The organism is Paraburkholderia kururiensis, assembly GCF_034424375.1.
Taxonomy (GTDB): Bacteria; Pseudomonadota; Gammaproteobacteria; order Burkholderiales; family Burkholderiaceae; genus Paraburkholderia; species Paraburkholderia kururiensis_A.
The window spans coordinates 3,068,931-3,086,979 of record NZ_CP139965.1 but is presented as its reverse complement, the minus strand read 5'-3'; the positions used below and the strand labels follow the sequence as shown (position 1 = coordinate 3,086,979).

The 18,049-nt window shown below is 65.4% G+C and carries 13 protein-coding genes, 1 tRNA gene and 1 pseudogene; 6 read left to right on the top strand and 9 right to left on the bottom strand.

What is annotated here, in order from left to right; all coding sequences use genetic code 11:
• The first annotated feature begins 67 nt into the window (after positions 1–67).
• Positions 68–1,381, top strand: a complete 1,314-nt coding sequence (phoR, locus tag U0042_RS13680) for a phosphate regulon sensor histidine kinase PhoR (RefSeq protein ID WP_114810319.1) — start codon at positions 68–70, stop codon at positions 1,379–1,381.
• A gap of 88 nt (positions 1,382–1,469) precedes the next feature.
• On the opposite strand, the gene ppk1 is transcribed toward phoR, so the two are convergent.
• Positions 1,470–3,533: a polyphosphate kinase 1 gene (ppk1, locus tag U0042_RS13675; protein ID WP_114810320.1), complete on the bottom strand. Its 2,064-nt coding sequence runs from the start codon at positions 3,531–3,533 to the stop codon at positions 1,470–1,472.
• 188 nt (positions 3,534–3,721) lie between these two features.
• Here ppk1 and ppx point away from each other — a divergent pair, with 188 nt between their 5' ends.
• Positions 3,722–5,302: an exopolyphosphatase gene (gene ppx, locus U0042_RS13670; RefSeq protein WP_232833302.1), complete on the top strand. Its 1,581-nt coding sequence runs from the start codon at positions 3,722–3,724 to the stop codon at positions 5,300–5,302.
• 116 nt (positions 5,303–5,418) lie between these two features.
• On the opposite strand, the gene U0042_RS13665 is transcribed toward ppx, so the two are convergent.
• Positions 5,419–6,237: a GNAT family N-acetyltransferase gene (locus tag U0042_RS13665; RefSeq protein ID WP_114810322.1), complete on the bottom strand. Its 819-nt coding sequence runs from the start codon at positions 6,235–6,237 to the stop codon at positions 5,419–5,421.
• Between the two features lie 168 nt (positions 6,238–6,405).
• Complete coding sequence (gene sixA / locus U0042_RS13660; protein ID WP_114810323.1) at positions 6,406–6,867, bottom strand: phosphohistidine phosphatase SixA; 462 nt, start codon at positions 6,865–6,867, stop codon at positions 6,406–6,408.
• A 135-nt stretch (positions 6,868–7,002) separates the two neighbouring features.
• On the opposite strand from sixA, the gene U0042_RS13655 reads away from it, so the two are divergent.
• Positions 7,003–7,079, top strand: a tRNA-Pro gene (locus U0042_RS13655).
• Between the two features lie 184 nt (positions 7,080–7,263).
• Here the strand turns inward: U0042_RS13655 and U0042_RS13650 are convergent.
• The 5 genes from U0042_RS13650 to U0042_RS13630 form a co-directional block, all read right to left on the bottom strand.
• Positions 7,264–7,404 carry an NAD(P)-binding protein gene (locus U0042_RS13650; protein ID WP_198665262.1) on the bottom strand — a complete coding sequence of 47 codons (141 nt, stop codon included), beginning with the start codon at positions 7,402–7,404 and terminating at the stop codon, positions 7,264–7,266.
• A gap of 97 nt (positions 7,405–7,501) precedes the next feature.
• The gene (locus U0042_RS13645) at positions 7,502–8,884 is read right to left on the bottom strand and encodes a TolC family protein (RefSeq protein WP_114810324.1); all 1,383 of its coding nucleotides are present in this window, start codon (positions 8,882–8,884) and stop codon (positions 7,502–7,504) included.
• A gap of 42 nt (positions 8,885–8,926) precedes the next feature.
• Positions 8,927–9,136, bottom strand: a complete 210-nt coding sequence (locus tag U0042_RS13640; RefSeq protein WP_114810325.1) for a YgaP family membrane protein — start codon at positions 9,134–9,136, stop codon at positions 8,927–8,929.
• A gap of 10 nt (positions 9,137–9,146) precedes the next feature.
• Complete coding sequence (locus U0042_RS13635; protein WP_232833303.1) at positions 9,147–12,413, bottom strand: efflux RND transporter permease subunit; 3,267 nt, start codon at positions 12,411–12,413, stop codon at positions 9,147–9,149.
• A 16-nt stretch (positions 12,414–12,429) separates the two neighbouring features.
• Complete coding sequence (locus U0042_RS13630) at positions 12,430–13,410, bottom strand: efflux RND transporter periplasmic adaptor subunit (protein WP_114810326.1); 981 nt, start codon at positions 13,408–13,410, stop codon at positions 12,430–12,432.
• A gap of 537 nt (positions 13,411–13,947) precedes the next feature.
• On the opposite strand from U0042_RS13630, the gene U0042_RS13625 reads away from it, so the two are divergent.
• Complete coding sequence (locus tag U0042_RS13625) at positions 13,948–14,307, top strand: ArsR/SmtB family transcription factor (RefSeq protein WP_198665263.1); 360 nt, start codon at positions 13,948–13,950, stop codon at positions 14,305–14,307.
• Positions 14,308–14,397: 90 nt separating this feature from the next.
• Here U0042_RS13625 and U0042_RS13620 read toward each other — a convergent pair.
• Positions 14,398–14,998: pseudogene (locus U0042_RS13620) on the bottom strand (Spy/CpxP family protein refolding chaperone).
• Between U0042_RS13620 and U0042_RS13615 the strand changes: the two are divergent.
• The gene (locus U0042_RS13615; RefSeq protein WP_157977799.1) at positions 14,985–15,134 is read left to right on the top strand and encodes a hypothetical protein; all 150 of its coding nucleotides are present in this window, start codon (positions 14,985–14,987) and stop codon (positions 15,132–15,134) included. The pseudogene U0042_RS13620 and the gene U0042_RS13615 overlap by 14 nt on opposite strands.
• Positions 15,135–15,312: 178 nt before the next feature.
• A complete protein-coding gene (locus U0042_RS13610) occupies positions 15,313–17,961 on the top strand; it encodes a PAS domain S-box protein (RefSeq protein ID WP_114810327.1) in 2,649 nt (882 codons plus the stop codon).
• Positions 17,962–18,049 lie beyond the last annotated feature (88 nt).

Here is an 18,049-nt window from a genome sequence, read left to right as displayed (position 1 = left end):
CGTGACGGCACTCCGCCGTTTCTTCGCGCGGACGTGTTGCGCGTAACGCTTTCCCATCGCTACATCCATGAACATCATCTGGGTGCGCTCCATCGTGTCGGTCGTGTTGCTGGCTGTGCTGTGTGCAGGCGTCGGCGCGTTCTTCGGCATCAAGGCGGCCTTGATTCTCGCGGTCATCGTGTTGCTCGCGCAGGGCTTCTTCAGCACGTTTCACAAGCAGCAGCTCTGGCGGCTGCTCGATGCGCCCGTGTACGGCGAGGTACCGAGCGCGCCGGGCGTGTGGGGCGAAATCTATTACCGGCTGCACAAGCTCGCCAAGCGCTGGCATGCGCAGGTGCGCCAGGTGGAACAGCAGCATTCGCGCTTCATCCAGGCGATCCAGGCGTCGCCAAACGGCGTGGCCATGCTCGACGACCACGACCAGATCGAATGGTGCAACGCGATCGCCGAAGTGCATTTCGGACTGGACGCGAAGCGCGACCTGCGCCAGCACATCACGCATCTCGTGCGACAGCCCGAGTTTGTCCGCTATCTGAACTCGCAGCAGTACGACGAGATGCTGATCATGCGCGGCATGGGCGAAAAGCGGCAGAACGTGCTGTCGGTGCAGGTGTTTCCGTACGGCGAGAACCGCAAGCTCGTGCTTTCGCAGGACATCACCGAACTCGAACGCACGGATTCGATGCGCCGCGATTTCGTGGCCAACGTGTCCCACGAACTGAAGACGCCGCTCACGGTACTGTCGGGCTTTCTCGAAACGATGCGCGAACTGCCGCTCAGCGAGTCCGAACGCGCACGCTATCTCGACATGATGGAGCAGCAGGCCTCGCGCATGCGTCACATCGTGACGGACCTGCTCGTGCTCGCGAAGCTAGAAGGCGAAGCGAAGCCGCCGGGCGATCGGGTTGTCGACATGTCGGCCGTGTTGCGGCACGTACGCGACGATGCCAGCACGCTCTCCGAAGACCGGCATCGCATCACGTACGACATCGACGAAGGGCTCACGGTGAAGGGCGCGGAAACCGAGATTCTGAGCGCGCTCGGCAATCTCGTCATGAACGCGATCCGCTACACGCCGGACGGGGGCAAGGTGCACGTCAACTGGCACAGGGAAGGCAATAGCGCCGTGTTTTCGGTGACGGACAGTGGACTCGGTATTCCCGCTGCCGACATTCCACGCCTGACCGAGCGCTTCTATCGCGTGGACCGCAGCCGTTCGCGCGACACGGGCGGCACGGGTCTGGGGCTCGCCATCGTCAAGCATGTGCTGCAACGGCACGATGCACAGCTTGAAGTGAAGAGCGAGGAAGGGCGCGGCAGCAAGTTCACCGTGCGGTTCCCTGCAGCGCGTACGGCGCGCTGCCAGACCACTGCGGCTTGAGCGGATTCGCCTGAGCGCGGCGACAGAGATAGGCGGAGGAAGCGAGCAATTGAGGCCGGCACGATGCCGGCCCTTCAACTTCCGGGACTCAGGAACAGAACTTCGCGAGCAGGCTCAACTGCGCATTTCGCGACGACTTGCCGGGACGGCGCCGGCGATAATGCCCGTCGCTCTGCATGAGCCACGCCGACTGATTGTCCCCCAGGTACACCGAGAGCCCTTCCGCAATCACGCGACGTTTCAGGCGCCGGCTCTTGATGGGGAACGCCACTTCCACACGCCGGAACAGGTTGCGATCCATCCAGTCCGCGCTCGAAAGGTAGACGTTCTCTTCGCCGCCCGCATAGAAGTAGTAGATGCGATGGTGCTCGAGAAAGCGGCCTACGATAGAGCGCACCGTGATGTTCTCGGAGAGTCCTTCCACACCGGGCTGTAGCGCGCACACGCCGCGCACGATGAGGTCGATCTTCACACCGGCCTGCGACGCTTCGTAGAGTTCGTCGATCACGCTCGGTTCGAGCAGCGCATTCATCTTTGCGACGATGCGCGCCTTCCTGCCCGCGCGTGCGTGCTCCGCTTCAGCGCGAATCGAGCGGATCAGTTGCGGGTGCAGCGTGAACGGCGATTGCCAAAGGTCGTGCAGGGCCAGTTCGCCGCCAATGCCCGTCAGCTCCTGGAATACGTGGTGCACGTCTTCGCAGATCTTCGGGTCGGCGGTCATCAAACCGAAGTCGGTGTAGAGGCGCGCCGTGCGCGGATGGTAGTTGCCCGTCCCCAGGTGCACGTAGCGCTTGAGAACCATCTTGCCGTTGATGGGCGTGCGCCGCACGATCAGCATCATCTTCGCGTGGCATTTGTGGCCCACGACGCCGTACACCACGTGCGCGCCCACCGCTTCCAGCTGCGACGCCCAGTTGATGTTGGTTTCCTCGTCGAAGCGCGCAAGCAGTTCCACGACGACGGTCACTTCCTTGCCGTTGCGCGCGGCCTGCATCAGCGCGTCCATCAGCGGCGAGTCGGTGCCGGTCCGATAGATGGTCTGCTTGATGGCGACGACGTTCGGGTCTTTAGCAGCCTGAAGCAGCAGTTCCAGCACCGGCTGAAAACTCTCGTACGGATGATGCAGCAGCACGTCGCCCTGATCGATGACGTCGAAGAGGCTCGTGCTGGCCGCGACCTGCGAGGGGATAGCGGGAATATGCGGGACGAACTTGAGATCGGGGCGGTCCACCATTTCGGGCAACTGCATGAGCCGCACGAGATTCACCGGACCGTCCACGTAATAGCAGTCCTTTTCCGAGAGCGCGCTTTCATCGAGCAGGCGCTTGACGAGATGCGGCGGTGTTTCGGCGGAGACCTCGAGCCGCACGGCGTTACCCAGGTGACGCGCCGGCAGTTCGCCTTGCAGCGCAACACGCAGGTTCGTGATTTCGTCTTCGTCGACGAAGAGCTCGCTGTTGCGCGTAATGCGGAACTGGTTGCAACTGCGCACGACGAGATTCGGAAAGAGCTCGTTCACGAAGCGCTGCAACAGCGAGCTCAGCAGCACGAAGCCGTGGGCGAAGCCGGAAAGCTCTTGCGGCATGCGTACGAGTCGCGGCAGCGCGCGCGGCGCCTGCACGATGCCCATCATCGCCTGGCGGCCGAAGGCGTCTTTGCCTTCCAGCTCGACGACGAAATTCAGGCTCTTGTTAAGCACGCGCGGAAAAGGATGCGCGGGGTCGAGTCCAATCGGCGTGAGCACGGGCAGCAGTTCGTCGAAGAAATAGCCGCGTGCCCATTCCGTCTGCGCTTCGTTCCACGCTTCGGTGCCGTGGAAATAGATGCCTTCCTGTTCGAGCGCGGGCAGCACGGTGTCGTGCAGCATGGCGTACTGGCGATGCACGAGCTTCTGGGCGCGTTCGACCACAAGGTCGTACACGTGCTGCAGCGACATGCCGTCGGGCGAGAGTGCGCCCGGATTGTCACGCATCTGCTCGTGCAGGCCCGCCATGCGGACTTCGAAAAACTCGTCGAGATTGCTGCTCGTGATGCAGATGAAACGCAGCCGTTCGAGAAGCGGCACGGCGGGGTCGGAGGCTTGAGCGAGCACGCGCTCATTGAAGCCCAGGATGCCCAGTTCGCGATTGAGAAGGGGGTAGCGGGCGGACATCGGTTGGGAGAATGGCGTGTCGGTAGACTTTAGAGGACCGTCGGAAATTCTCACAGTAACGTGGCATTCTTATGAAATTCGGACTGTCACAAATTCTACGCTGTATTTTCGTGCCGCCGTAAATAGGATTCGGTATTGAGCAGTATTCGGGCGCGAGGAGCGACATCGTGAGGTCCGCAACGCTTAAAATGGCGACTTTGAACAGCGCTGCGCTGGCCCGTGCGGCCTTGCTCGCGCGTATGGAACCCGCTCAATCGATGGTCAATACTCCGCATCTTCTCGCCGCAGTGGATCTCGGCTCCAACAGTTTCCGGCTGATCGTCGGCCGCGTCGAAGAGACCGAAGCCGGCAGCCAGATCTACCAGGTCGATGCCCTGCGCGAACCGGTACGCCTCGCCGCCGGCCTTTCGAAAGACAAGATGCTCGACCGCGCATCGCAGGTGCGCGGCTGGGACGCTCTGAAGCGTTTCGGCGAACGGTTGCGCGATTTTCATCCTGATCACGTGCGTGCGGTGGCCACCAACACGCTGCGTATCGCGAAGAACGCGCGCGAGTTTCTCGTGGAGGCGGAAGCGGCGCTCGGCTTTCCGATCGAGGTTATCGCGGGCCGTGAGGAAGCGCGGCTCATCTATGCGGGCGCAGCACATTCGGTGCCCGCGAGCGCGGGCAAGCGGCTCGTGGTCGATATCGGCGGCGGCTCGACCGAATTCATCATCGGCCAGCATTACACGCCCATCAAGATGGAGAGCCTGTATATCGGCTGCGTGAGCCATAGCCGCGGCTTCTTTCCGGCAGGCAACGTCGACGAGTACACCATGCGTCAGGCCGAGCTCGCTGCGCGCCGCGAAATCCAGATCATCTCGACCGAATACAAAGAGGCGGGCTGGGAGCAGGCCGTGGGTTCGTCGGGCACCGCACGCGCGCTGGCCGAACTCGTGGAGGCGAACGGCTTCAACGACGCCGGCATTACGCACGGCATTTCGCGCGGCGGCCTGGAGCGGTTGAAGCGCGCATTGATCAAGGCCGAGAACGTCAACCGGCTCAAGCTCGTTGCCCTCAAGGCTGATCGCGTGCCGGTACTCGCGGGCGGACTGTCGATCATGATTGCGGTATTCGACGAGCTCGGTATCGACTACGTCGATACGACCGACGGTGCGCTGCGTCTTGGCGTGCTCTACGACCTCTTGGGCCGGTCGCAACACGAGGACATGCGTACCGTGACGGTGGAAGGCTTCATGCGCCGTTACGGTGTGGACCGCGCGCAGGCGGCGCGCATCGGCGACCTCGCCGTGCAGTTCTACGATCAGTTCGAAGAGGCCGACGAGGAGGTGAGTGCCGAGAACCGCATGTTCATTTCGTGGGCGGCGTCGCTGCACGAGATCGGACTTTCCATTTCGCACAGCGCTTATCACAAGCATTCGGCGTATATCGCGAGCAACGCGGACATGCCGGGTTTCTCGCGTACCGATCAGGCGCGCCTTGCGGCGCTCGTGCTCGGCCACGCCGGCAAGCTGGGCAAGCTCTCGCAGACGCGCGAAGTGGAGTGGCAACTGCTGTTTTGTCTGCGGCTCGCCGCGTTGCTGTCCCGGCGCCGTGCCGACGTCGGCTTGCCCGAGATCACTGTGGCCCGCGAGGGCAATGGTTACGAAGTGCGCTTGCCGAAGGAATGGGTGGTGAACAATCCGCTGACCGACTACAGCCTCATCCAGGAAGCGGCGGAATGGGAAAAGGTTGGCATTCCGTATCGTGTGGTCTACACGGACAAGTAGGATTTTCGCCGCGGCGGCACATCTTCATGAGGTGCCGCTTCGTTCGACGTCCCGATAAAAAAAGCCCGGCATGCCGGGCTTTTTTTGTTCACGCGACTGCTGCGTCTGCGCGGATTTCAGCGCGGCAACGCGTCGCCCAGGAAGTGGCGGGCGTAGCGCGCGTTGATTTCCGAGAGGCGGAACAGCGTGAGGAAGTCGGCCGTGTTGAAGTCGGGGTCCCAGGCCGGCGCGCCGCAGATCTTCGCACCAAGGCGCAGATAGCCCTTCACGAGCGGAGGCGCCACCGCAACGGCGCCCGTGCGCAGCTCGTCCACAGGCAGCGGCGTGTGCGGGAACGCGCGATATTCCGGCGCCGTAAGTGCGCTTTCGTCGAGCGATGCGTAGAGGTTCGCAGCATAGTGGCCACCGTCCACCATCGGCACGCTCGCGCAACCCAGCATCGTTTCGTAGCCGTTCTGCATCATGTACGAGCCAAGACCGGCCCACAGCGACATGATCACCGAACCGCTGCGATAGTCGGGATGCACGCACGAACGGCCCACTTCGACCATCTTCGAGCGCAGATGCGTGAGGCGCGAAATGTCGAATTCGCCCTCGGCATAAAGACGGCCGATGCGCGCCGCCTGATACGGCGGCAGCACGCGGTAGGTGCCGACGACCTTCAGCGTGTCGAGATCGCGAACGAGCAGGTGGTCGCAATAGGCGTCGAATGCGTCGACATCGAGGCCGACGGGACCCGTGAGACGCGCGCCCATTTCCTCGGCGAAAACGCGGTAACGCAGACGCTGCGCTTCGCGAAGCTCTTCGTCGCTGCGTGCCCAGGCCACCTGCAGCCGATGCTGGGCTGTGATCGTTTCCTCCGCGTGCGGCAGACGCCGACGCGGCTCGAACGGAATCGAAGCGAGGGGCAGGGTGGGCGTCGGCAGTTCTCGCATGTGGCGTTCCTGGTCGTAAAAAGGGGCTTCACTTGAGCGCCAAATATAGTAATGACGGGTGACGCTTCCATGGCAAACGAGTGACGATTCGATGACGTATCGTAAGGCTGACATGCGCGACCCGTCGAGCGCGGAACGACCCTTTCGCGCTTTTTATGCCTTCTGTATTCAGACCAGATCCGGGCTCATGACGGCGCGCAGGACGGCCTGGTCATGGCCATTACGCTCGCGGCTTTCGAACCACCATAGCCCGCTTTTCTTCACGGCCCAACTGTTTTCGCCGTTGCCCGTGAGCAGCAGCGCAGCGACTTCGCCGAGCGTGGGTTGATGCCCGACCACGACCACCGTCGACGCGATGCCGTGAGGCCAACCGGCCGCGGAAAGGATGTCGCCTGCGCTCGCGCCCGGTGCGATGTCGCGCACGACACGGTATTGGTCCGAGAGCGCCTCCGCGGTCTGCACCGTTCGCGTGGCGGGGCTCGCGATGACGACGGCATCCTCGTCAAGCCGGGACCTGAGCCACCGCGCAACGTTTTGCGCCTGCTTGCGGCCGCGCGTGGTGAGCTGGCGCGCGAGATCGGTGGCGGCGATGTCCTCGGCTTCGGCGTGGCGCCATAGGATGAGGTTCATGTGGCGTCTCCTTGGGTTGGCGTATCTCGCATGGTGCATGCGGGACGCCCGGAGCGGCAAGACGCTGTGAGCGGGCGGCAGGCGTTCCCTCAGTTTGACGGCTAGTACGCGTTCTGGTTAGAATGTCGGATTGCTCGGAGCGTAGCGCAGCCTGGTAGCGCATCTGATTTGGGATCAGAGGGTCGTAGGTTCGAATCCTATCGCTCCGACCAGCAACACCAAGGGGTTACCCGCCTTCCGGCCGGTAACCCCTTTCTGTTTTTTCCCACGTGAATTTCACTGCTCACGAAGAAGCATCACGCCTTCAGCTTCTTCGTTCCCAGCCAATCCCCGCCGTCACGCTCACCGTCGACTCGATCAGGAATCCCATTTTCGACACGCCAGTGGGCACGCGTATCACCTCGATCGGCACGAAATGGCAAGGACCTGTCCGCCCGCCACGACCGTGACCCGATCGTCGTGACGTGCCGCCTTGCGCATTGCGTAGGCCATCGACAGGCCGCCGAGGCCTGCCCCCAGAATCACGATATGAGCCATGGTGTCTCCTCCTTGGGTGCGCACGTGGCGCCGGGAATCTCTTTCTGTCGCCCGCCTTCTTCTCCATGGAGCGGTACGGTCCGCGCGACCCATGCGATCAGCGCAGCATCGCGTTGATCCGTGCGAGCTGCTCCTCGTCCAGTTCCCCGGCCGCCGCAGCAAGCCGCAGCTGGTTCAGCGCAATCTGATAGCGCGCCGCCGCCAGATCGCGTCGCGTCGCGAACAACGCCTGCCCGGCGTTGAGCACATCGATCGAAGGCCGATCACCTGCCTCGAAGGCTGTGCGGTTGGCGTCCAGTTGCAGTTCGGCCGAGTGCAGCGCCTGCGTGAGCGCCGTGACCTGGACCTTCGAACTCTGCAAGCCGAGGAACGCTTGCCGCACTTCGCGCGCAACGGCGACGCGCGCGGCGTCTTCGTCCAGCCCCGCGCGGTTGAGGAGCGCTGCGCTTTCTTCGGCCTTCGCGCTGCGCAGGCCGCCCGTGTAGAGCGGAATGGTGACCATGATGCCGACCACGGCGCTGTTGCTGCGCATCGAGCTGTTGCCGCCGTAGCCTGCACCGTTCATGCGGTCGCCGATGTACGAGGCGAACGCATCGACCGTCGTGCCGGCGCCGGGCCGATAGCGCGACGTTTCGGCCTGTGCGTTGTCCACGCCGAGCCGGCGCAGTTCGATCAGCGGATTGCCGGTCATGGCGCGCGACTGCCAGTCGGCGAAGTCGCCCGCCTGGAGGGACTCCAACGCGGACTTCCCGGCCGCCGTGTTGCCGGGGCGGCGCAGCGCCGTGTCGGGATTGCCGGTGAGGTCGCGCAGTTCGGCGCGCTTGAGGTCGAGCGCCGTTTGCGCGGCCAGCATCTGTGCTTGGGCGAGATCGGCACGCGCCTTGGCGTCGTTGACGTTGGTGATCGCGGTATCGCCCGCTTCGAAGCGGCCCTGGGCGATGCGGCTCGCTTCGAGCGCCGCTTCGCGCGTGGACTTCAACGCGGCGACGTCGTCTTCGGCCGCGAGCACGGCGAAGTACGCCTGGGCAACCTGGAGCAGCAGCGTTTGCCGCGCGAGCCGCAGCGAGGCGTCGCCCGCGTCGGCCGCGTTGTTCATCTGCCTCGCGTCGGCGTTTTTTGCCGCGCTGTAGAGGTTCTCCTTGATCGTCACGGCCCAGCCTGCACCCGTGGCGCCCGCCGCGCGTGTATCGAACGCGATGCCGTTGCTCGAACCGAACCCGCCGCCGGCAAAGTGCGCGCCGGTCGTTTCCTGATCGACGGTTCCGTAGCGCACGTTGCCGGTCGCGAAGACCTGGGGCAGGAAGCCCGCGCGGCCTTGTTTGCGGCGCGTCGCATCGGCCTGGTTCTGGGCCACGGCGGCGGCATAGACCGGATCGTGCGCGAGCGCATCGTGGGCGGCGGCGAGCAGGTCGGTCTCGGCGTGTGCCGCTGAACTGACCGCCGCGAGCGCGATCGCCCATGCAGCAAGGCTGAATTTCATGGCAGCCACCGTTCGGTACGCGACATCATCGGCCCCCGCGCTTCATGCACCGCCGCGCACGCCGAGCTTGCGCAGGAAGATTTCCATCGGACACCACTGCGTCAAGCCGCTCTGCAGCAGGTTGGCGCCCACGAATGCCGTGACCCAGAACCACCCGCTGCTCATGAAAAGCGGACTGGCCGGCGCGCCGAGCGCCAGCGTTGCGAGGATGACGATGCCCGCGAAGACGCGCGTGATTTGCCAGGAGGTCATGATCGACTCCTTAGGAGTGGGAAGGGAAAGACGGAGAGGACGGCGCGGCCGCGAAACGCCGCCGGTACGCCGTGTAGTAGAGCAGCGGGATCACTACGAGCGTGAGCAGTGTCGAGACCAGCACCCCGAAGATGAGCGAGACGGCGAGGCCATTGAAGATCGGGTCGTCGAGGATGAAGAGCGCGCCGATCATCGCGGCCACCGCCGTAAGCAGAATGGGCTGCGCGCGCGTGGCGGCCGACTGCACGACCGCGTCGCGAAACGGCACGCCCGCTGCCACCTGCAGATTGATGAAGTCCACCAGCAGGATCGAATTGCGCACGATGATGCCGGCGAGCGCGATCATGCCGATCATCGACGTCGCCGTGAACTGCGCACCCAGCAGCGCGTGCCCCGGCATCACGCCGATGATGGTGAGCGGGATGGGCGCCATGATGATGAGCGGCGTGAGGTACGAGCCGAACTCTGCGACCACGAGCAGATAGATGAGCACGAGGCCCACCGCGTAGGCAATGCCCATGTCGCGGAACGTTTCGTAGGTGACCTGCCATTCGCCGTCCCACTTAATGGAGAAGCCGCGATACGGGTCGTCGGGCTGGCTCACGAACCATTCGCCGAGCGTGCCGCCTCCCGGCACGGGCAGCTTCGCGAGGCGACTGCGCATCTCGAACATGCCGTAGAGCGGGCTGTCCACCTTGCCGGCCATGTCGCCCACCACGTAGGTCACCGGCAGCAGGTCCTTGTGATAGATGGGCTGCTCGATGTGGGTGTCGCGCTGTCGCACCAGTTCAGAGAGCGGTACGAGCTGCCCCTCGCTGCCGCGCACGGTCAATGCGAGCAGGGCCGACGCGTCGCCGCCCAGGGTGGCGGGCAACGCAAGGTGCACGGGCGCGGGAAATTTGCTGCCGTCGCGGACATAGGTGACGTCGTCGCCGGTGAGCCCTGTGCGCAGCGTCTGGGCGACGTCCTGCTGCGATACGCCGACGAGGCCCGCCTTGCGCCGGTCGAGTTCGAAGTCGCGCTGGGCCGCGGCCACCACGGTGCTGTCGTCGATGTCGACCACGCCCGGCGTCGCGGCGAACACGCCGCGCACCGCATGCGCGACGGCATTGCGCTGCGGCGCATCTGCGCCGTACACCTCGGCCACGATGGGTGCGAGCACCGGCGGTCCGGGCGGCACTTCCACCACCTTCACGCGCGCGCCGTTACGCTGTGCGATCCGCTCCAGCGCGGGCCGCACCGACGTCGCTATGGCATGGCTTTGCCGGTGGCGCTTCGACTGCTCGACGAGATTGACCTGGATGTCGCCCACGTTGCCACCTGCGCGCAGGTAGTACTGACGCACGAGTCCGTTGAAGTTGATGGGCGCACTGAGCCCGGCGTAGGCCTGCCAGGTCGCCGTCTCCGGCACCGTGGCGAGGTAGGCGCCCATCTCGTTCAGCACGCTTGCCGTGCGTTCGAGCGGCGTGCCTTCGGGCATGTCGACCACGACCTGGAACTCCGACTTGTTGTCGAAGGGCAGCATCTTCAGCACGACGAGCTGAAGCACGGGCAGCGCGAGTGACAGCGCAATGGCGCCCGCCACGCCGAGCCACAGCAGCTTGCGGTTGCGCGAGCCGCGCGTCTCGTCCAGAAACGGCGCGAACGCGCGGGCAAAGAACGGCTGGAGCTTCGCGCGCAACTTGCCCTGGACTCCCTCGCCGTTCGTGCCGTCAGAGCCGTCGGCGCCGTGATGGCCGTGCGCCAGCCACATGCGCGAGAGCCACGGCGTGACGATGAACGCGACGGACAGCGAGATGGCCATGCCCATGCTCGCGTTGATCGGAATAGGGCTCATGTACGGCCCCATCAAGCCCGTGACGAATGCCATGGGAAGCAGCGCCGCAATCACCGTGAGCGTGGCGAGAATGGTGGGGCCGCCCACCTCGTCCACGGCGCGCGGAATCACGGATGCGAGCGGCGCATGAGGTTCCAGTTGCCGGTGGCGGTGAATGTTCTCGACCACGACGATGGCATCGTCCACGAGAATGCCGATCGAGAGAATCAACGCGAACAGCGACACGCGGTTCAGCGTGAAGCCCCAGGCCCACGATGCGAAGAGCGTCGCGGTGAGCGTGAGGATCACGGCCACGCCGACCACCGACGCCTCGCGCCAGCCGAGCGCGAAGAGCACGAGCACCACGACCGAGGTGGTCGCGAACGCGAGCTTCTCGATCAGCTTCATCGCCTTCGCATTGGCCGTCACGCCGTAGTCGCGCGCCACTTCCACCTGCACGTCGGCGGGGATCACGGTGTTGCGCAGCGTGTCTACCCGTTGCAGTACGTTCTTCGCGACCGTGACCGCGTTTTCGCCGGCCTTCTTGGTGACCGTGACGGAGACGGCCGGATACTGCGCGGGATGCGTGCCGGCGATGCCTTCCCACACGTAGTGCGTGGGCGCGGGCGGGCCTTCCATCACGGTTGCCACGTCGGAGACGAACACGGGGTGACCGTTGTGGACCGCGACGATCACGTCGCCCACGTCGCGCGCGTTTTCCAGCACCGGGCCGCTTTCGACGTGGATGCTGCTGTTCTCCCGCACGAGGTCGCCCACCGTTGCACTCGCATTGGCGGCAACGAGCACGCGCCGTAGATCGTCTACCGTGATGCCCGCCGCGCGCATGCGACCAGGATCGAGCAGCACGTTGACGGCGCGTTGCGGGCCGCCAATGGTGGTCACTTCGCGCGTGCCGGGCACACGCTTCAGTTCTGCCTCGATGGAATGGCCCACGCGCTCCAGATCGTATGCATTGCCGCCTTGGCGCGTGGAGGAGAGCGTGAGCACGACGATGGGCACGTCGTCGATGCCTTTGGGCTTGATGAGCGGCGGCAGGACGCCGAGGTTTTTCGGCAGCCAGTCCTGGTTGGAAAACACGGTGTCGTAGAGCCGCACGAGCGCTTCCGTGCGCGGCACGCCCACCTTGAACTGCACCGTGAGCACCGCAAGCCCCGGGCGCGACACGGACATCACGTGTTCGATGCCGCTGATCTGCGCGAGCACCTGCTCGGCCGGTCCCGCCACCATGCGCTCCACGTCGCGCGCACTCGCGCCCGGGAAGGGCACGAGCACGTTCGCCATCGTGACGTTGATCTGCGGCTCTTCTTCGCGCGGCGTCATCACCATGGCGAAGAGGCCGAGCAGCAGGGCGACGAGCGCAATGAGCGGCGTGATGCGGTTCTCGAGAAAGAACGCGGCAACGCGGCCGGAAATGCCGAGCTTCGGCGTCTCAATCGTCATGACGCAGCCTCGCCCTTCAATGCTTTGCGGCAGCCAGCGGGTCGAGCGCGATGCGCTCTCCCGCCGACAGTCCCGCGAGAATTTCGACCTGGTCGGCGCGCGTCTCGCCGGGGCGCACCTGGCGCAGCGACGCGCTGCCGTCGTTGGCGACGACGTAGACCGCCGTGACCTCGGTACGACGCACCACGGCGGCAAGCGGAACCATCAGCCGCGGACGGGGTGCGCCGACGACGAAATGGGCGCGCGCGAACATGCCGGGGCGGGCCGCAACGCCTGCCGACGCGGGCAGCGCGAGCCGCACCTTCACGGAGTCGCTCAGCGAGTCCGTGACGGGCAGAACCGTGACCGACGCCGCGGTTTGCCAGTGTTGTGCGCCCGGCACGTCGGGCAATTCGATGCGCACGGGCAGGTCCGTGCGCAGCGCCGTGGCGCGCGATTGCGGCACGGTGGCGACGGCGCGCAGCGCGGCGGGATCGAAGAGGGCGACGAGCGGCATGCCGGGCATCGCCATCGAACCCAGCTCCACGTCTACGCTCGCGATGGTGGCGGCATACGGCGCGGCGATGTTGTGCAGGCTGGGGCCGACGGCGGCCGCGCCGGCGTCGGCCTGTCTTGCCGCCGTCATGGAAAATGCCGACTGGTAACGGGCTTTCGCGCGGTCCAGTGCAGCCTGGCTCACGTATTTGCGGTCGAACAGGAATTGCGTGCGTTCCAGTTCGCGTCGTGCGACATCGAGTTCCGCTTGCGCGGCGGCAGCCTGGGCCCGGACCGCCGCCAGTTGCTGGTCGGCCGCGCGCTGGTCGACGGCGAGCAGCTTTTGCCCTGCGTTCACGCGGTCGCCGGTCTTCACGAAGAGCCCCGTGATGCGGCCCGCGACCTGGGCCGCGATGTTGGTCTGGCGCGCCGATTCCACCACTGCGTCGGTAACGAGTTCGTCCGCAACGGGCGTGGGTTGGACCACGAGCGTGGCCAGCTTTTCGGCGTGAGCCGCGGGCATGGCCACACTCAATGACGCGGCGAGCGCCCACGTCGCCCACAACGGAGCCACTCCATTGCGGGCGCGGTCTCCCTGTGTCGGGCCGCTGCGCTGCGCGCGCACAGCGTGTGCCGTTTGCGCAGACATTCCCGTTGGTCTCGACGCGTGTTCTTGATGTTCATTGTTCATGGTGTGGCAACCATCGATGATGCAGATGCTGGTTTGCAGCCGATGTGCACCGTGAGCGCCATCTGCCGCACGTTCAATCTTCGACCTGCGTTTCCTGCTACTTTTGATTCACCTCAACGCCCGCTTCGTGCGCGAAGCGTTCCGGCGCACCGGTACAATGCCGACGCACTGTCAGCAGCAAAGCCGCATCGGGCCGAACCCTGGCCAGCGCGAACCACGTAGCTGCTCGTTGCAGTGACAGGACCGCAGAAGGGCACCACCTGGGACCGCTGGGAGTCCGCCAGGACTCATCTCGCGCGCCTTTCGATATGCGAAAATATAATATATATTTTTATATATTGTTAGTCAATGATGACCGGACAGGACGTCATGAAAAAGATGCAAGCCTCCATACCGACACAGGCGCTCACCGGGCTGCGCAAGTCCGCGGCGCAATGCAGCGCGCTGCTCAAGGCCATGGCGCACGAAGACCGTCTGCTGCTGCTCTGCCAGTTGACGGAAGGCGAGTTCAACGTCGGAGAGCTCGAAGAGCGGGTTGGTCTGCATCAGCCCAGTCTGTCGCAGCAACTGGGCGTTCTGCGCGAGGAAGGCCTGATCGCGGCGCGGCGCGACGGAAAGTACATGTATTACAGCCTCGCGAACCCGGCAGTCGTCTCCATTATGGAAACGCTTGCCGAGTTGTACTGCGGACGCCCGGCGCGCAAGACGAGTTCGGGCTCACGCAGCTAGCGACGCAACGCCCAGGCGTTGGCGCGCCGCCTTCGCGGCACCTCATTCGCTTCTCCCCGCAATGCCGCCATACCGGCACGACAGCCGCGCTCACCAGCCGAGTTCTTCCTGCTGGTTTTCGAACGTGCGCAGCTTGTCGAGCTGCGCTTTGGTCAGCACCGCTTCCATGCGCTTGTGAGCCTCTGCCGACGAGTCGATCATCTTTTGACGGATACCGTCGATCGCCTTGTACGCGTCGTCGATTGCAGCGGCGTCGCGTTTGGGCGCGTCGTAGAGATCCCGCAGTTTCGCCTGCTGGTCCATCATGCTGCCCATCAGCGCCCAATGCGTCTTGCGCGTTTCGTCCTGTATCTGGTGGATTTTCCCGCGCTGTTCGTCCGTCAGAATTCAGGCCGCCTGTCCACGCGTCGGACATCATCATGCCCGGGCCCATGCCGTAACCGTAGCCGCGCATCATGCCGCCGCCCGCACCGTAGCCCATCATGCCGCCGCCATAGCCCGGCCCCCGACCACCCATCATGCCGGCCCCCCATCCGTAGCCGCTTCGGCCGCATGGCGTCTGCGGCGCGGCGTCCTGTCGCGAGGTGGATTGCGCAAGCGCGCTTCCTCCCAGCATTGCCGCGAGTGCGACGCCGGCAAGGCCAAAAGCAGCGCGTTTCAGGTACGAAGCAGTAGACATGGTCATCTCCATTCGATGGGTGGGCCGCGAGGCCAGGAGCGCATCTGAGCCGAGTCTGGAAACAGCGGCGATGACCCCGTTGACCCACGTCAACGGGTATCCGCTGAGCGTGGCGTCGCGGCACGGCGCATTGACCGGCGAGCGGTGAACCGGGCGGCGACGCCTTGCGAGGCCAGCTGCCTTTTTCCCGCGGCGCGGCTGGAATTCCCGCATCGCTGCCGGCTTATCGTTGCGCTATGCTTGGCGAATGAATGCCAGCCCCCCCTTTGCCCGCTACGCGGCCCCGGGGAGCTGGGGCAGATCTCACCTGACACGCGCGGGGCTCCATGGAAAACATCGGACATGAGACGCCCGAGGGGCAGGCCGGCGCGTTGCCGCTGGACACTGCGCGCCTTGCCCAGATGGTCGACAGTCCGCAGGCCCTGCTGCATCTGTTGAGCGTCGTGTTGAACCTCGTTCGCGAGTCCGCGTATCTCATCCACGAGGACGGGCGCTTTCTCTACGTCAACGACGAAGCCTGCCGCTCGCTCGGCTACGACCGCGAACAGGCGCTCACGCTGCGCGTCATGGACGTCGATTCCCAGTGGACCGAGGCGCGCTGGCGCGAGGCCTGGAACGAGTTGCGCGCGAAGGGCTGGCTCGTCGTCGAATCGACCCATCGGCGCAAGGACGGCGTGAGCGTGCCCGTCGAGATCACCGCGAGCTACTTCGAGCACGGCGGGCGTGCCTACAACCTCGCGCTCGTGCGCGACATCACCGAACGCAGGCAGGCCGAAGTGCTGGCGCTCGCGCAGCGCGAACTCGAAGCGCAGTTCCGGCGGCTTGCGGAAAGCACGCCCGACATCATCTGCCGCTACGACGGGCAATGCCGGCTCGTCTACGCGAATTCGGGTCTTGCCGCGATCATCGGCCGGCCTGTGCACGACATGCTGGGCGCGACGCCCACCCAGCACATCGACGATCCGCAGTTCGCCGCTTACGAGGCCGCCATCGCGGCAACACTGGCGACGGGCGAGTCACGCACGCTCGAATTCGTGTTCGGCGCACACGGGCGCGAGGTGCGCTATCACCACGTCCGCATTACCGCAGAACGCGGGCCGCGCGAGGAGATTACGGGCGTGCTCGCCATCGGGCGCGACATCACCCAGCGCCGCAACGCGGAAGAGCGGCTCCATGCGAGCGAGCAGGCGTTTCGCGCGCTCGTCGAGCATTCGCCCGACTACATCGCGCGCTACGACCTCGCGTTCCGGCGCGTCTATGCCAACCCGGCGCTGCTTGCACTGCTCCCGCCCGGCGAAGTTCGCGCGAGGGGTGTGGAGGCCATCGAGACGTCGCCCATCACGGACATTCCCGGCTACGTGGAGCAACTGCGGCACGTCGTGGAAACAGGCACGGAATGGGTGGACGAGGTGCGGTTTCGCAATCGCGAGGGCGAGCTGCGCTGGGGCCATTTGCGGATGGTTCCCGAGTTCGCGCCCGACGGCAGCGTGGCCACCGTGCTCGCCATCTGCCGCGACATCGACGGACTTAAGCGCAGCGAGGAGCGCTTTCGCACGCTGGCCGAGAACTTCCCGGATCCGCTCCTCCGCTTCGATAGCGAATGCCGTTATCTCTACGTGAATCCGCGTGTGTCGGCGACGATCGGCGCTTCGCAGGACGCGTTCGTCGGCCGCCGGATCAGCGAGATGAGCGCGGACGTCAACGGCGTCCAGGTACGCATGCTGGAGGACGGCATCCGCGAGGTGTTCGCCACCGGCGAGGCGCGCGGGCTCGAAACGCGCTGGGCCGTGAACGGCGTCTGGCGAATCTACGAAGCGCGCCACATTCCCGAAAAGAACGCGGAGGGCAAGGTGGTGAGCGTGCTCGCCGTGGCGCGCGACATCACGCCGCTGAGAACAGCCGAACTCGCAGCGCGTGCGAGCGAGGCCGCATTTCGCACGCTGGCCGAAAACGCGCCGGAGATGATCGTGCGTTACGACCGCAACGGTCGGCATGCTTACGTGAACCCGCGGTTCGAAGCGGTGTGCGGGGTATCGGCCGAGGACGCGCTCGGCAAGACGCCCGCCGAACTGCCGGGCACGGCCATGCCCGAACTGCCGGCCATCACGACGACGCTCGAAGAGGTCATGGCAAGCGGCGTCGGCAAGCGGTTCGACCTCACATGGGAGCGCGACGGCAAGCCTGTCGGCTGGCACGTGAGCGCCGTGCCCGAGCGCGACGCGGGCGGCGAGATACGCGGCGCACTCACCATCTGGACTGACATCACGGACCGGCTGTGCGTCGAGCGGCAGCTGCGCGATTCGTATGCCTTGCTGCAGGAACTCACGTCGCGGCGCGAAACCGCCCGCGAAGAAGAGCGCAAGCGCATTGCACGCGAACTGCACGACGAACTGGGGCAGCACCTGACCGCGTTGCGCCTCGGCGTGTCGGCGCTGCGGCTCGAATTTGCGCCGCACCATCCCGTGCTCGCCGAGCGTTGCCAATACCTGCTCGGACTCGCCGACGACACCATCGGGGTCGTGCGCAACGCCGTGGCCTCGCTGCGGCCCGCGGCGCTCGACGCGGGCATTGTCGCCGCGCTCGAATGGCTCGCGGCCGAGCTTGCGCGCGATGGCCGCATCCGTTGCAGGCTGCGCGTGCCCGACGACAGCTTCGTGCTCAACGAGGCACTGGCCGTCGCGCTCTTTCGCATCGTGCAGGAGGCGCTCACGAACGTGGTGCGGCACGCGTCGGCGGCGCAGGTCACGATCTCGCTCACGCAGGTGGAAGACGACTGGGTGCTGGAAGTGCGCGACGACGGCCGCGGCTTCGATTCCAGGACCGTGCGCGAGCAGTCGTTCGGCCTCGTCGGCATGCGCGAGCGCGCGCTGATGCTGGGCGGCGAGATATCCATCGCGAGCGCGCCGGGCTGCGGCACCTCCGTTGCCGTACGCATTCCGATGGACGGTGCACAGCGCATCCGGCGCACGGACTGAACGCACCGTGCGGCTGATGGGGCGTGGCCGGCGTGCATCGGCGGGCGCCGTTAAACTGACGAAATCGCTTACGTCCTGCCGCAAGCTC

Coding starts and splice junctions, on each gene's coding strand:
- phoR (WP_114810319.1), top strand. CDS start 68: ATGAACATCATCTGGGTGCGCTCCATCGTGTCGGTCGTGTTGCTGGCT.
- ppk1 (WP_114810320.1), bottom strand. CDS start 3,533: ATGTCCGCCCGCTACCCCCTTCTCAATCGCGAACTGGGCATCCTGGGC.
- ppx (WP_232833302.1), top strand. CDS start 3,722: ATGGCGACTTTGAACAGCGCTGCGCTGGCCCGTGCGGCCTTGCTCGCG.
- U0042_RS13665 (WP_114810322.1), bottom strand. CDS start 6,237: ATGCGAGAACTGCCGACGCCCACCCTGCCCCTCGCTTCGATTCCGTTC.
- sixA (WP_114810323.1), bottom strand. CDS start 6,867: ATGAACCTCATCCTATGGCGCCACGCCGAAGCCGAGGACATCGCCGCC.
- U0042_RS13650 (WP_198665262.1), bottom strand. CDS start 7,404: ATGGCTCATATCGTGATTCTGGGGGCAGGCCTCGGCGGCCTGTCGATG.
- U0042_RS13645 (WP_114810324.1), bottom strand. CDS start 8,884: ATGAAATTCAGCCTTGCTGCATGGGCGATCGCGCTCGCGGCGGTCAGT.
- U0042_RS13640 (WP_114810325.1), bottom strand. CDS start 9,136: ATGACCTCCTGGCAAATCACGCGCGTCTTCGCGGGCATCGTCATCCTC.
- U0042_RS13635 (WP_232833303.1), bottom strand. CDS start 12,413: ATGACGATTGAGACGCCGAAGCTCGGCATTTCCGGCCGCGTTGCCGCG.
- U0042_RS13630 (WP_114810326.1), bottom strand. CDS start 13,410: ATGCCCGCGGCTCACGCCGAAAAGCTGGCCACGCTCGTGGTCCAACCC.
- U0042_RS13625 (WP_198665263.1), top strand. CDS start 13,948: ATGAAAAAGATGCAAGCCTCCATACCGACACAGGCGCTCACCGGGCTG.
- U0042_RS13615 (WP_157977799.1), top strand. CDS start 14,985: ATGGTCATCTCCATTCGATGGGTGGGCCGCGAGGCCAGGAGCGCATCT.
- U0042_RS13610 (WP_114810327.1), top strand. CDS start 15,313: ATGGAAAACATCGGACATGAGACGCCCGAGGGGCAGGCCGGCGCGTTG.